15 protein-coding genes and 1 other annotated feature are annotated in these 13,746 nt (G+C 48.5%); of the genes, 8 read left to right on the forward strand and 7 right to left on the reverse strand.

The genetic code is table 11. The annotated features are described in order from the left end of the window. Positions 1-42: 42 nt before the first annotated feature. From clpB to rluD, 3 genes are all read right to left on the reverse strand, one after another. Positions 43-2,628: an ATP-dependent chaperone ClpB gene (gene clpB / locus AC3RPL_RS14185; protein ID WP_490740473.1), complete on the reverse strand. Its 2,586-nt coding sequence runs from the start codon at positions 2,626-2,628 to the stop codon at positions 43-45. A 113-nt stretch (positions 2,629-2,741) separates the two neighbouring features. Continuing rightward, on the reverse strand, positions 2,742-3,470 hold the full coding sequence (gene yfiH, locus AC3RPL_RS14190; protein ID WP_490740474.1) for a purine nucleoside phosphorylase YfiH: 729 nt from the start codon (positions 3,468-3,470) through the stop codon (positions 2,742-2,744). Then, positions 3,470-4,447: a 23S rRNA pseudouridine(1911/1915/1917) synthase RluD gene (rluD, locus tag AC3RPL_RS14195; RefSeq protein ID WP_261641556.1), complete on the reverse strand. Its 978-nt coding sequence runs from the start codon at positions 4,445-4,447 to the stop codon at positions 3,470-3,472. Before rluD ends, yfiH begins: the two co-directional genes overlap by 1 nt. Positions 4,448-4,577: 130 nt before the next feature. Between rluD and bamD the strand changes: the two genes are divergently transcribed. From bamD to pheA, 4 genes are all read left to right on the forward strand, one after another. After that, positions 4,578-5,309 (forward strand): outer membrane protein assembly factor BamD, encoded by a 732-nt coding sequence (gene bamD / locus AC3RPL_RS14200; protein ID WP_490740475.1) that lies wholly within the window; start codon positions 4,578-4,580, stop codon positions 5,307-5,309. A 334-nt stretch (positions 5,310-5,643) separates the two neighbouring features. Then, entirely contained in the window at positions 5,644-5,976 is a 333-nt protein-coding gene (raiA, locus tag AC3RPL_RS14205) for a ribosome-associated translation inhibitor RaiA (RefSeq protein ID WP_034936008.1), read from the forward strand. Positions 5,977-6,072: 96 nt separating this feature from the next. Further along, positions 6,073-6,197: a sequence feature (Phe leader region), on the forward strand. Next, positions 6,074-6,121 carry a hypothetical protein gene (locus AC3RPL_RS14210; RefSeq protein WP_200871605.1) on the forward strand — a complete coding sequence of 16 codons (48 nt, stop codon included), beginning with the start codon at positions 6,074-6,076 and terminating at the stop codon, positions 6,119-6,121. It overlaps the preceding feature by 48 nt. 24 nt (positions 6,198-6,221) lie before the next feature. After that, positions 6,222-7,382, forward strand: a complete 1,161-nt coding sequence (pheA, locus tag AC3RPL_RS14215; RefSeq protein WP_490740476.1) for a bifunctional chorismate mutase/prephenate dehydratase — start codon at positions 6,222-6,224, stop codon at positions 7,380-7,382. A gap of 336 nt (positions 7,383-7,718) precedes the next feature. Here pheA and grcA read toward each other — a convergent pair whose 3' ends face one another. Beyond that, positions 7,719-8,102 carry an autonomous glycyl radical cofactor GrcA gene (gene grcA, locus AC3RPL_RS14220; RefSeq protein WP_034936010.1) on the reverse strand — a complete coding sequence of 128 codons (384 nt, stop codon included), beginning with the start codon at positions 8,100-8,102 and terminating at the stop codon, positions 7,719-7,721. Positions 8,103-8,385: 283 nt separating this feature from the next. Here grcA and ung point away from each other — a divergent pair, with 283 nt between their 5' ends. Next, entirely contained in the window at positions 8,386-9,063 is a 678-nt protein-coding gene (ung, locus tag AC3RPL_RS14225; RefSeq protein WP_034936012.1) for a uracil-DNA glycosylase, read from the forward strand. 63 nt (positions 9,064-9,126) lie between these two features. On the opposite strand, the gene grpE is transcribed toward ung, so the two are convergent. Further along, positions 9,127-9,708 carry a nucleotide exchange factor GrpE gene (gene grpE / locus AC3RPL_RS14230; protein ID WP_261641552.1) on the reverse strand — a complete coding sequence of 194 codons (582 nt, stop codon included), beginning with the start codon at positions 9,706-9,708 and terminating at the stop codon, positions 9,127-9,129. A gap of 125 nt (positions 9,709-9,833) precedes the next feature. On the opposite strand from grpE, the gene nadK reads away from it, so the two are divergent. The 3 genes from nadK (at position 9,834) to bamE (ending at position 12,962) form a co-directional block, all read left to right on the forward strand. Next, a complete protein-coding gene (gene nadK, locus AC3RPL_RS14235; RefSeq protein ID WP_490740709.1) occupies positions 9,834-10,712 on the forward strand; it encodes an NAD(+) kinase in 879 nt (292 codons plus the stop codon). A gap of 88 nt (positions 10,713-10,800) precedes the next feature. Further along, the gene (gene recN / locus AC3RPL_RS14240) at positions 10,801-12,462 is read left to right on the forward strand and encodes a DNA repair protein RecN (RefSeq protein ID WP_490740477.1); all 1,662 of its coding nucleotides are present in this window, start codon (positions 10,801-10,803) and stop codon (positions 12,460-12,462) included. Between the two features lie 152 nt (positions 12,463-12,614). Beyond that, positions 12,615-12,962 carry an outer membrane protein assembly factor BamE gene (gene bamE, locus AC3RPL_RS14245; RefSeq protein WP_034936017.1) on the forward strand — a complete coding sequence of 116 codons (348 nt, stop codon included), beginning with the start codon at positions 12,615-12,617 and terminating at the stop codon, positions 12,960-12,962. A gap of 63 nt (positions 12,963-13,025) precedes the next feature. Here the strand turns inward: bamE and AC3RPL_RS14250 are convergent, their stop codons facing one another. Then, a complete protein-coding gene (locus AC3RPL_RS14250; RefSeq protein WP_490740478.1) occupies positions 13,026-13,313 on the reverse strand; it encodes an RnfH family protein in 288 nt (95 codons plus the stop codon). Then, a complete protein-coding gene (locus tag AC3RPL_RS14255; RefSeq protein ID WP_490740479.1) occupies positions 13,306-13,740 on the reverse strand; it encodes a type II toxin-antitoxin system RatA family toxin in 435 nt (144 codons plus the stop codon). The genes AC3RPL_RS14250 and AC3RPL_RS14255 overlap by 8 nt, the downstream gene beginning before the upstream one ends. Positions 13,741-13,746: the final 6 nt, after the last annotated feature.

Consider the following 13,746-nt stretch of genomic DNA (forward strand, 5'->3'; position numbering starts at 1 on the left):
ACAATGAAGAACCTGATGGAAAAAAACCATCCGGATTAATCGTTATTGATGAGCGACAATTGCACCATTCTGTACATCCATTTCAATCAATTTTCCTGGCGTCAGACTACCGGAAAGGATCTGCTGAGCCAGTGGATTCTCTATCTGTTGCTGGATAGCGCGTTTCAGTGGCCTTGCACCATAGACAGGATCATAGCCATTCTCACCCAACATTTGCAGCGCTTCGTCAGAAATGTGCAACGTATAACCGCGTTCTGCCAGGCGATCATACAGTCGCTGCAACTGAATTTTGGCTATTGATGCAATGTGTTTTTCACCCAATGGATGAAACACCACCAGTTCATCAATACGGTTGATAAACTCGGGGCGGAAATGTTGCCCAACCACTGTCATCACAACATCTTTCATTTCGGCGTAGCTCAGGGCACCGAAACGCTCCTGAATTAAATCAGATCCCAGATTCGAGGTCATGATCACCACGGTATTACGAAAATCTACCGTTCTGCCTTGCCCATCAGTGAGTCGTCCATCATCCAGAACCTGCAACAAAATATTGAAAACATCCGGATGCGCTTTTTCTACCTCATCCAGCAGGATCACTGAGTAAGGGCGGCGACGCACAGCTTCTGTCAGATATCCCCCTTCTTCATAGCCTACATACCCTGGAGGTGCCCCGACGAGACGCGAAACCGCATGTTTTTCCATGAACTCAGACATATCGAGGCGGACCATCGCATCATCACTGTCAAACAGGAAGTTAGCCAGCGCCTTACAAAGCTCAGTTTTACCGACTCCCGTAGGTCCAAGTAACAGGAATGAACCAACCGGACGATTTGGATCGGCCAGTCCGGCACGGCTGCGTCTGATAGCATTGGAAACCGCAGTAACCGCTTCGTCCTGACCAATAACTCTTTTGTGTAGTTCCTGCTCCATACGTAATAATTTATCCCGCTCTCCCTCCATCATGCGGGCTACCGGGATCCCGGTCCAGCGCGCCAGTACATCAGCAATTTCAATGTCTGTTACACGATTGCGTAACAGGCGCATTGTCTTGCCTTCTGACTGAGTTGCTGAAGCAAGCTGTTTTTCCAGTTCAGGAATTTTTCCGTATTGCAGCTCCGACATTTGCGCCAAATCACCAGAACGACGTGCCTGCTCCAGCGATAATTTTGCCTGTTCCAGCTCAGCCTTTATTGTCTGAGTACCTGATAAAGAGGCTTTTTCCGCTTTCCACTCTTCTTCCAGCTCAGAATAATCCCGCTCCTTTTGCGTCAGCTCGCTTTCCAGCATATCGAGGCGCTTAATACTGGCTTCATCCGATTCCTTTTTGAGTGCCTGCTGTTCCAGCTTGAGCTGAATTATGCGGCGCTCAAGACGATCCAGAGATTCCGGTTTCGAGTCAATCTGCATACGAATACTGGAAGCCGCTTCATCAATCAGGTCGATGGCTTTATCAGGTAACTGACGATCGGCAATGTAGCGGTGCGATAACGTAGCCGCTGCAACGATTGCCGGATCGGTAATTTGTACATGGTGGTGTAATTCGTAACGTTCTTTCAAACCGCGTAAAATGGCGATAGTGTCTTCCACGCCCGGCTCAGCGACGAAAACTTTCTGGAAACGACGCTCAAGGGCAGCATCTTTTTCAATATATTGACGGTATTCGTCCAGCGTGGTGGCACCCACGCAGTGCAATTCGCCACGCGCTAAAGCGGGTTTGAGCATATTTCCTGCATCCATCGCCCCGTCGGCTTTACCCGCACCAACCATGGTGTGCAGCTCATCGATAAACAGAATAACGTTGCCTTCCTGCTTAGAAAGATCATTAAGTACGCCTTTCAGACGCTCTTCAAACTCACCGCGATATTTAGCACCAGCCACCAGTGCCCCCATATCCAGAGCCAGCACGCGCCGGCCTTTCAGGCCTTCCGGCACCTCGCCATTGATAATTCGCTGAGCAAGGCCTTCAACAATGGCCGTTTTACCCACCCCGGGTTCACCAATCAGCACTGGATTATTTTTGGTTCGCCGTTGCAATACCTGGATGGTGCGACGGATCTCTTCATCGCGACCAATAACCGGATCCAGTTTGCCCATCTCTGCCCTTTCGGTCAGATCGATGGTGTATTTTTTTAATGCCTGCCGCTGATCTTCGGCACCCTGATCGTTCACGTTTTCTCCCCCACGCATCTGTTCTACAGCCCGTGTCAGCTTTTCACTGGTTGCACCCGCAGATTTCAGCAAATCCGCCAGCGAGCCACGCGAGTCGAGGGCTGCCAGAACAAACAGCTCAGATGAGATAAAATTGTCGGCGCGTTTTTGCGCCAACTTGTCACAAAGATTAAGTACGCGGACTAAATCGGCAGAAGGCTGGACATCGCCATCACTTCCTTCCACCTGAGGTAGCCGGGAGATAGCCTGTTGCACACTGCTGTTAAGTGAGGCCACATCAACACCAGCGGTGGTAAGCAGAGGCCGGACGGATCCACCATCCTGACTGAGAAGTGCACTCATCAGATGGAGAGGTTCGATAAACTGGTTGTCGTGCCCGAGAGCCAGAGACTGGGCATCAGCGAGAGCAAGCTGGAATTTATTAGTAAGACGGTCCAGACGCATAATTTCCCCCATTCAGGTCAAATTGCTACTGGAGATTAAATGAGGTCGTCCCTCAAATTTTCAAGTTAATGACCCGAACATTTTGGCGAAAAATACATCAATCCGGACCGTCTTATGGCGACAGGTTATATCAGCCAGATGAAACTTGCCATACGGCCAGTGACACCATCGCGTCGGAAAGAGAAAAATTGCTGCCATTCTGATACGGTGCAAAGCCCGCCACCCGTTATATTCCGCACACCTTTGCGGGCAAGTCGGATGCGGGCCAGTTGCCAGATATCGGCATAATATTTTTCGCCAGCAGGACGAAATGCCGCGCCAGAGGTTAAATCTTGTGCCAGAAAAGCGTCACGCACCTCAGGTCCAACTTCAAAAGCAGTTGGCCCGATGGCGGGCCCCAGCCAAGCAAATACATCTTGTGGAGGCGCGTTAAAAGCATCCAGTGTGGCTTCCAGAACACCAGCACACAATCCACGCCATCCTGCATGGGCTGCGGCAACTTCTTTACCGTCTCGTGAGCAAAACAGCACTGGCAGACAGTCCGCGGTCATTACCGCACACACCACCCCACGCTCACGTGTGTATGCAGCATCAGCCTGCAATGAATCTGGCTGTCCCGCCTTTATGTGAAGCACCCGGGCACCATGAACCTGCTCCAGCCACACTGGCATAGCAGGTAATTTTGCCTGCATCACCAGACGTTGGCGGTTAAACTGCACATCCCTGGGGTTATCGCCCACATGCGCCCCCAGATTAAGCGCATCCCATGGCGAACAGCTGACGCCGCCTGCACGCGTGGTCGATGCTGCCCGCACGTCAGCCGGCGCATGCCATTGAGGGATAATAAGATTCATTACCAGTCCAGTTGATCTTTAAACTCTTCGGTATCAGCTTTCAATGCCGCGATCAGGTCAACCATATCCTGCGGCAATGGTGCATGCCATTCCATTTCAATACCGGTAATTGGATGGTACAGACGCAACATTGTGGCATGCAGCGCCTGACGATCAAATTTACGTAAAACAGAGATGAAACTGTCAGAGGCACCTTTCGGAGGACGTGGGCGGCCGCCATAAAGAGGATCACCCACCAGCGGATGATTAATGTGCGCCATATGAACACGAATCTGGTGCGTACGCCCAGTTTCCAGCCGTAGCCGCAGACGTGTGTGAGCACGAAAATGCTCCATAATGCGATAGTGCGTAGTGGCTGGTTTTCCCATTGGATGTACAGACATATGGGTCCGTTTGGTGGAATGACGGCTAATCGGTTCGTTCACCGTGCCCCCCGCAGTCATCCTGCCAATTGCAACCGCTTCATACTCTCGCGTAATCTCACGTAATTGCAGCGACTCCACAAGATGCGTCTGAGCTGGCACTGTTTTGGCTACAACCATCAGGCCGGTAGTATCTTTATCCAGGCGATGTACTATTCCCGCTCTGGGGACATCGCGAATAGCAGGATAAAGATGAAGCAAGGCATTCAGCACCGTTCCATCAGGATTGCCTGCGCCCGGATGCACCACCAGATCTCGAGGCTTATTGATAACCAGGATATCATCATCCTCATAAACCACATTCAGTGGAATGTCCTGTGCTTCCCAGCGTACATCCTCTTCAATCTCCGCGTTGATAGCGACGTGTTCACCACCGAGCACTTTTTCTTTAGGTTTATCAATAATTGCGCCATTCACTTCGACGCGACGGTCAAGAATCCACTCTTTTATGCGAGATCTTGAATAATCCGGGAACAATTCGGCCAAAGCCTGATCTAAGCGTTGTCCGAGTTGCGACTCGGAGACCGTTGCGTTGAGTTTTACTTGTTGTGCCATAAACAGCTTCTTCGTTAACGTTGGGTTTTCACGGCAATGCCGTTTAATATAATGTGCTATTGTACCTGGTCACTATCGGGAGCTATATGGACAGCTTCCTGAATAACACTCTGAGGATAATCAAATCGTCATGACGCGTATGAAATATCTGGTGGCTGCAGCCACGTTGAGCCTGGCATTAGCGGGTTGTTCCGGCTCGAAGGATACGGTGCCCGATAGCCCGCCTTCTGAGATTTATGCCACTGCCCAGCAAAAACTGCAGGACGGTAACTTTAAAGGAGCAATAACGCAACTGGAAGCACTCGACAATCGCTATCCGTTCGGACCTTACTCCCAGCAAGTTCAGTTGGACCTGATCTACGCTTACTACAAAAATGCCGATTTGCCGCTGGCGCAGGCCGCAATTGACCGCTTTATGCGTCTGAATCCAACCCATCCAAACATTGATTACGTTATTTACATGCGTGGTCTGACTGACATGGCGCTTGATGACAGCGCATTACAGGGCTTTTTTGGTATTGATCGTTCCGATCGCGATCCCACCCACGCACGTGATGCTTTCCATGACTTCTCTCAGTTGCTGCGTGGCTATCCAAACAGCCAGTACGCGACAGATGCAAGAAAGCGTCTGGTATACCTGAAAGATCGCCTGGCAAAGTATGAATTATCCGTTGCGCAATTCTACACTATGCGCGAAGCTTATGTTGCCGTCGTCAACCGGGTAGAACAAATGATGAAAGACTATCCCGATACACAGGCTACTCGCAAAGCCCTGCCTTTGATGGAAAATGCTTACCGCCAGCTACAGCTAAACGCCGAAGCGGAGAAAGTGGCAAAAATTATCGCGCTGAACAAAGCATGATATAAGTAAGCCAGTGGGTTGACTAATGTAATGCCATTCAGATGCGGATGGCATTCTTATTCTGACCACACTTAACTACAAAAAAAGCAGCCACTGGCTGCTTTTTCTCCTCAGACAGAGCATCAGTCATACCCTTCTTCCTGAGTTAACTTACCCATAATGCACTGCAATGTTCTGTCCTACAAGGCCAGAGCCTCCAATTATCAGCAGATCTCGCAAATTTTGTATGCTTGACAAAAAGTGACAAAAAAATGCGATCTGAATCATACATTTCCTCCTTTTTGCGGGTATGCTGAATCTACATTCGACGGAAATGACAGAGAGGTAGGCATATATGGTTCTGAACATTACCAGCAAGCAAATGGAAATCACTCCGGCTATCCGCCAGCATGTCGAAGATCGTCTTGCCAAACTTGAAAAATGGCAAACTCATCTGATCAATCCTCACATTGTTCTTTCGAAAGAACCGAAAGAATTTGTCGCCGATGCGACCATCAACACACCTAATGGCCCCCTGGTTGCCAGCGCCAAACATGATGATATGTACACGGCTATCAATGAACTTATCAACAAACTCGAACGCCAGCTGAACAAAGTTCAGCATAAAGGTGAGGCGCGACGCGCAGCAGCCAGCGTGAAGGATCTTAGCGTTGTAGACGAAGAATAACCTGATAAATGGGATAACGCGCCTCAGGGCGCGTTTTTTATTGACAGAAAGAATTTGCAGCGGTTATTTTAAGTACTCAGGTACTATGGACATTATTATGAAAAAACAGCTGTTTTTCTTCGCATTCTTTTTTACCTTCCCCTGACTGGGAGGCTATTCGTCATTTAAGTAAGAATGCGAAGACGAACAACTAAGCCTCCCCAGCGGGAGGCTTTTTTTTTTATGAACATCTGACAGGTAGCACTATGACCGATGAAAATCCTTTGCTGAGCCTGCGTGAAAAGATCAGCGCACTGGATACCAAACTACTGGACTTACTGGCCAGTCGCCGGAAACTGGCAATTGAGGTGGCGACAGCTAAAATGGCCACACATCGCCCTATTCGCGACATTGAGCGAGAAAGGGAGCTTCTGGAAAACCTCATAATACAAGCTAAAACGCACAATCTGAATGCACACTACATCACCCGTCTCTTCCAACTGATTATTGAAGACTCAGTTTTAACCCAGCAGGCTTTACTGCAAAAACACCTGAATAAAACCTGTGCGCATTCGGCGCGTATATCCTTCCTTGGTCCCAAAGGTTCTTACTCCCACCTGGCATCACGTCAGTATGCAACCCGCCACTTTGATAATGTTATTGAAAGCGGATGCCTGAACTTTCGTGATATTTTTAGACAGGTAGAAACGGGGCAGGCAGACTATGCAGTTCTGCCAATCGAAAACACCAGCTCAGGTTCAATTAATGAGGTTTATGACCTTTTACAGCAAACCAGTTTGTCCATTGTCGGTGAAATGACCATCCCAATCGACCACTGTGTACTGGTTTCTGATACTACCGATCTGGCACAAATCGACACGGTTTACAGCCATCCTCAGCCTTTTCAACAATGCAGCCTGTTTATTCATCGCTATCCGCACTGGAAAATTGAATATACCGAAAGTACCGCAGCGGCAATGGAGAAAGTCGCCACGCTGAATTCACCAAAGGTGGCCGCGCTGGGTAGTGAAGCTGGCGGTAATTTGTATGGATTGCAGGTGTTGGAACGAGGTCTGGCAAACCAGAAACACAATTTCACCCGCTTCATTGTTCTCGCCCGTAAACCCGTAGAAGTCACACAGCAAGTTCCGGCAAAAACCACATTGATCATGGCAACAGGTCAACAAGCAGGTGCACTGGTAGAAGCGCTTCTGGTGTTACAAAAGCATAATCTGCCAATGAGCAAACTGGAATCACGTCCTATTAATGGTAACCCGTGGGAAGAGATGTTTTACATTGATTTTCAGGGTAATTTGCGCAGCGAAGCGGTACAGCAGGCTTTGCGCGAACTGGCTACTATCACCCGATCACTCAAGGTACTTGGCTGCTACCCGAGCGAAAACATTGTTCCTGCCGATCAGGAATAAACCCGCTCAGCCGTCTTCGCGGCGGCTGTCTGCGGTTTAGCGGAGATATTTCCCGGGCATCAAAAAATAATTACCCGCCAATGAAGCCTGGTAAAAAAACAGTAATGCACATTCTTATAATTACTCATACCGAACGCCTCTCCACCAACAATGATATGAGACGGCTTCTGACTTGAGAGATGACAACGTCAGTTAACGGAATCATTAATGTCTGCCAGATCCTTCAATTCGATATATGTATCTGGCACAGCTAAGTTGAATCCCCTGCTACTCTGCCGCTATACGAGATTGCACCAGCCGTAAATGATTAATGATTCCGTTGTTATTTCCGCGATATCAAAGACTTTCAGTAAAAGTACGAGCAATAACATCCCGCTGCTGTTCAGGAGTCAAAGAATTAAAACGCACGGCATATCCGGAAACACGGATAGTCAGTTGTGGATATTTCTCAGGATGTTTAACGGCATCCTCCAGTGTTTCACGTCGCAGAACATTCACATTCAGATGTTGACCACCTTCAACACGCACCTGAGGTTTCACCTCCAGAGGAACTTCGCGATATTCAAACTTGCCAAGCTGATCGACAGGCACAATCTGGTCTTCACTATATTCTGCTTTAGCACAAACACAGCGAGCTTCATTTTTCTCATCATCAAGCAGCCAGAATGAATTCAGCAATGCAGCATTGGTTGCTTTGGTAATTTGAACTCCGGTAATCATGTTATGCCTCCCAGGCTATTCAGTGCTGAAATGATCAGCGAGTTAAATCAGGTGAAAACTTAAACCGTATCAGAGCTGTATATCAGCATGAGAAAAGGATGATTTTGATCTGAATCAATCACGCCTACGCATTGAGAGTTGCCCGACAATCAACTTTTTGATTTGACTCAATTTTCACAACCGCTTCGCTAAAAATAATTTTGTAAATTTCAATTTTATTTTAATTTTGCGCCGCCAGGAATCCGCGTTAAGCTACGCTCTGGTTACCCCTAAGGAGGCAGAAATGGTCAATGCGCTGACCTGGCACGATGTGCTGGCACAGGAAAAAGAAAAATCTTACTTCATCGAAACGCTGGCATCGGTAGCAAAAGAACGGGCCGCAGGCAAAACAGTTTATCCACCGCAAAAAGACGTTTTTAACGCTTTTCGTCTGACCGAGCTGGGTAAGGTGAAAGTTGTGATCCTGGGCCAGGACCCCTACCACGGCCCGAATCAGGCACATGGCTTATCTTTTTCCGTTCTGCCGGGCATTGCCGTGCCTCCCTCGCTGCTCAATATCTATAAGGAGTTGGAAACAGATATTCCCGGCTTCAAACGCCCCGATCACGGTTTTCTGGAAAGCTGGGCCAGACAGGGGGTGATGTTGCTCAATACAGTTCTGACAGTGGAAGGCGGTCATGCACACTCGCATGCACGTTTTGGCTGGGAAACCTTCACTGATAATGTAATAGCCGCAATTAATCAGCATCGTGAAGACGTCGTGTTCTTATTGTGGGGTTCTCACGCACAGAAGAAGGGAGCCATCATCGACAGAAAGCGCCATTGTGTATTGCAGGCCCCTCACCCATCGCCTTTATCTGCTCATCGGGGATTTTTTGGCTGCGCCCACTTTTCAAAAACCAACCAGTGGCTGGTTGAACATGGTGAACAGCCGGTAGACTGGAAACCCGTGTTGCCATAACAAGCGGGTGGGTCAGGGTTTAACACTGATAAAACCGGCATTAAACCCTGAAAAGGCGAGTGATCAAGCTTTAGCTTTGGATACCGCCACCATTGCAGGACGCAACAAGCGACCATTCAGTGTGTAACCACGCTGCATTACCATCAAAACGTGATTCGGTGCCACATCGGCGGATTCCATCATCGACATAGCCTGATGAATGTCCGGATTAAAAGGAACGTTAATATCCCCGACAACCTGAACACCAAACTTACCTACTGCGCCCAGCAGTGATTTCAGAGTCAGATCAATTCCTTCAACCATAGCGGTAAGTTCAGGATTTTCTTTGTCTGCGACTTCCAGCGCACGTTCCAGGCTGTCAATCACCGGCAGCAGCTCATTAGCAAATTTTTCCAAAGCAAATTTGTGTGCTTTTTCTACATCCTGTTCGGTACGGCGGCGAATATTTTCAATTTCTGCCTGCGCACGAAGTTGTGCTTCACGTACACCGCCCTGAGCCTGTGCCAGTTCAGCTTCTAATGTAGCAATACGCTCGTCACGCAGATCCACGCCTTCAGTTGTCTCCGCTTCCTGTTGTTGCGCCTGCGCCATCTCCATATCGTCTGAGACTTGCTCGTTTGGTGTGTTCTGTTCTTTACTGCTCATGAAATTCTCCGCGTTTGTGCACATTCATCTCGCTGGTTCGCTTATTATGGGGATCAGAATTGCGGTTTCAAGTGAACCCATCACATTGTCTGAGGTAGTTTACCTTAACGAGGAACACCAGCATGATGAACAATCTTTTCAATTGCATTGGTATTGTGGGACATCCACGCCATCCCACTGCGCTGACCACTCATGAGATGCTCTACCGCTGGCTGACGGCTAAAGGATATCAGGTGATCATTGAGCAGCAAATTGCCCGTGAGCTGAACCTTTCTGATGTTGCAACCGGAACCCTGGCTGAAATCGGCCAACGTGCCGATCTGGCGGTCGTGGTGGGTGGTGATGGAAATATGCTGGGTGCCGCTCGCGTGCTTGCGCGCTACGATATTAAAGTAATTGGTATCAACCGGGGAAATTTGGGCTTTCTCACCGATCTCGACCCTGACAATGCTCAACAACAACTGGCAGACGTACTGGAAGGCAAATACATCACCGAAAGCCGTTTTTTACTGGAAGCACAGGTCTGCCGCCAGGGACGAGAGCCAAGAATTGGTACCGCAATAAATGAAGTGGTGCTGCATCCGGGCAAAGTCGCTCATATGATTGAGTTTGAAGTGTATATTGATGAAACTTTTGCATTTTCACAGCGATCTGATGGTTTGATCATCTCAACACCAACCGGTTCTACTGCCTATTCACTCTCTGCGGGGGGCCCTATTCTCACTCCCTCCCTGGACGCAATAGCAATTGTGCCGATGTTTCCGCATACGCTCTCAGCCCGTCCTTTGGTTATCAACAGCAGCAGCACTATCCGACTACGCTTCTCTCACATGCGCAGCGATCTGGAAGTCAGCTGTGACAGTCAGATTGCCCTGCCCATTCAGGAGGGCGAAGATGTGCTGATTCGCAGAAATGATGATCATCTTAATCTCATCCATCCGCAAAATTATAATTATTTCAACACATTAAGTTCCAAGCTTAACTGGTCAAAAAAATTGTTTTGAAAATCAACGCCAGCCACTTTACTGGTTATAAAACCAGTATATACTGTATGAAAAATCATATCTGTGTATTCATACAGGAATATTCATTATGCTGGCACAACTGACCATCAGTAATTTTGCGATTGTTCGTGAACTTGAAATCGACTTTCAACGCGGCATGACAGCAATCACCGGCGAAACAGGAGCCGGTAAATCGATTGCAATTGATGCGTTGAGTTTGTGTCTGGGAAGTCGTGCAGAAGCAGACATGGTGCGCCGTGGAGCCACCAGAGCTGACATCTGTGCCAGTTTCACCCTCAAAGACACCCCAACGGCTTTACAATGGCTGGCTGCTAATGAACTTGATGAAGGAAGCGAATGCCTGTTACGCCGTGTAATTAGCAGCGATGGCCGCTCGCGAAGCTTCATTAATGGCACTGCCGTTCCTCTTTCACAACTTCGTGAACTTGGTCAGTTGCTTATTCAGATTCACGGCCAACACGCCCACCAACTACTGCTTAAGCCTGAACATCAAAAGACCTTGCTGGATGGTTATGCGGGTGAAAATATGCTGTTGCAGGAAATGGCTGACAGCTATCGCCAGTGGAATCAGAGCTGTCGTTTGCTGGCACAGCATCAGCAACTGTCGCAGGAACGTGAAGCCCGCCGCGAGCTGTTGCAATATCAGTTGAAAGAACTCAATGAATTTGCCCCACAGTTGGGTGAATACGAGTCCATTGATGAAGAGTACAAACGGCTGGCTAATAGCGGACAACTGTTATCCACCAGCCAGCAAGCGCTGATGCTACTGGCTGATGGCGAGGACTGTACCTTACAAAATCAGCTTTATATTACCCAACAAATGCTGATTGAACTGGTCGGCATGGATAATAAACTCAGCGGGATTTGTACCCTGCTTGATGAGGCTGCAATACAAATCAGTGAAGCCAGCGATGAGCTTCGCCATTACTGCGAACATCTTGATTTGGATCCTAACCGGTTGTATGAACTGGAACAACGCCTGTCACGACAGATTAGCCTGGCACGCAAGCATCACATTACTCCGGAAGAACTCCCGGGCTTTCATCAGCAATTGTTGCAGGAGCAGGGACTGCTCAATCAGCAGGAAAGCGACCAGGAAAATCTGGCACAAATTGCCGCACAACATCATCATCTCGCCTTGAACCATGCTAAAACGCTGCACCAGCGCCGCGTTCACTATGCACAGGAACTCAGCCAGTTGATTGGCGAAAGTATGCACGCCCTGTCAATGCCGCATGGACAGCTTGGCATCGACATCGTTTTTAATCCCGATCAGCTCACAGCGGAAGGCGCAGACCGCATTGATTTTCGGGTCAGCACCAATCCCGGTCAGCCACTTCAACCTCTGTCAAAAGTGGCCTCCGGGGGTGAACTTTCGCGTATCGCGCTGGCGATCCAGGTCATTACCGCACGTAAAATGGATACCCCAGCACTGATTTTTGATGAAGTTGATGTGGGCATAAGCGGACCAACCGCAGCGGTAGTCGGGAAGATGCTGCGGCAGTTGGGTGAGTCTACCCAAGTAATGTGTGTCACCCATCTGCCACAGGTTGCGGGTTGCGGTAATCATCATTTCTTCGTCAGTAAAGAGACGGATGGTGAGATGACAGAAACGCATATGCGGCCTCTTGATAAACGTGCCCGCTTGCAGGAGCTCGCACGTTTGCTGGGTGGAAGTGAAGTGACCCGTAACGCACTGGCAAATGCCAGAGAGCTTTTAGCTGCCTGATGTTGCACTTTTTAAGGCAGCTGTGGTCATAAGCTTAATTCGCAGAGGTTTAAAACTGCGGAAAGGTTTATTATCATCGACTTCTTATGCTGTTATCGTCGTGACTGTTCGATGCAGCCAGATTGTTGGCCTTAAAAGGAATATAGATACTTATGCGCTGTAAAACGCTGACTGCTGCTGCGGTGGTTCTTCTAATGATGACTACAGGATGTTCCACTCTGGAACGTGTGGTTTATCGGCCAGACATCAATCAGGGTAACTATCTTGTTGCAAACGACGTTTCTAAAATTCATACCGGAATGACGCAACAGCAGGTGGCTTATACGCTGGGAACCCCAATGATGCGTGACCCGTTTGGGAGCAACGTCTGGTATTACGTTTTCCGTCAGGAACCAGGACATGAACCTGTCACTCAGCAGACGCTGACGCTAACTTTTGACAGTAACGGTAAGCTGACTAACATCGATAACAAACCCAATCTGACCAGCAAAAAAGGCTGATTTTTACGATAAAGCTGATGAATGGCGGGGAAAAGTCAGGAATGATAAGGCGCAGAAAGCGCCTTATTTTTTGCTCGCTCGCTCAGCACGCTGACGGCGCAGATCTTTTGGATCTGCCAGCAAAGGACGATAGATTTCAATTCGATCGCCGCTGTGAACCTCATCGTAAAGTTTTACCGGACGACTAAATATTCCTACTTTGTTGCTGGAAAGATCGATTTCGCTTCTTAATTCGAGAAGTCCGGATAGTTTAATCGCCTGCTCAATGGTGCAGCCCTCTGCCACATTGACTGTAAGCTGATACTGTTTATCCGGAAGAGCATAAACAACTTCGACCGCGATATCAGGCACTGTAGACCTCTTTAGCCCGAAGGGTAAAAGCCTGAACCATGCTACTGGCAAGCTCTTTAAAGACCCTTCCAAAGGCCATTTCCACTAACAGATTGGTAAATTCGAACTCAAGATTCAGCTCAACTTTACATGCTTCTTCACTTAACGCAGTAAATATCCAGCCACCTGTCAGTTTGCGGAACGGCCCGTCAACCAGCTGCATATGTATGCTTTGATTGTTGGTCAATGTGTTACGGGTTACAAAAGTTTTGCTGATACCTGCTTTTGAGACGTCCACGGATGCTGTCATTTGTTGTTCACTGGCTTCGAGAACACGGCTACCAGTACAGCCTGGAAGAAACTCCGGGTAAGCATCAACATCATTTACCAACCTGAACATTTGCTCTGCACTGTAAGGAACCAAAGCCGAGCGACTAATCTGAGACATAACATT

The sequence above is a fragment of the Erwinia papayae genome (assembly GCF_058241465.1).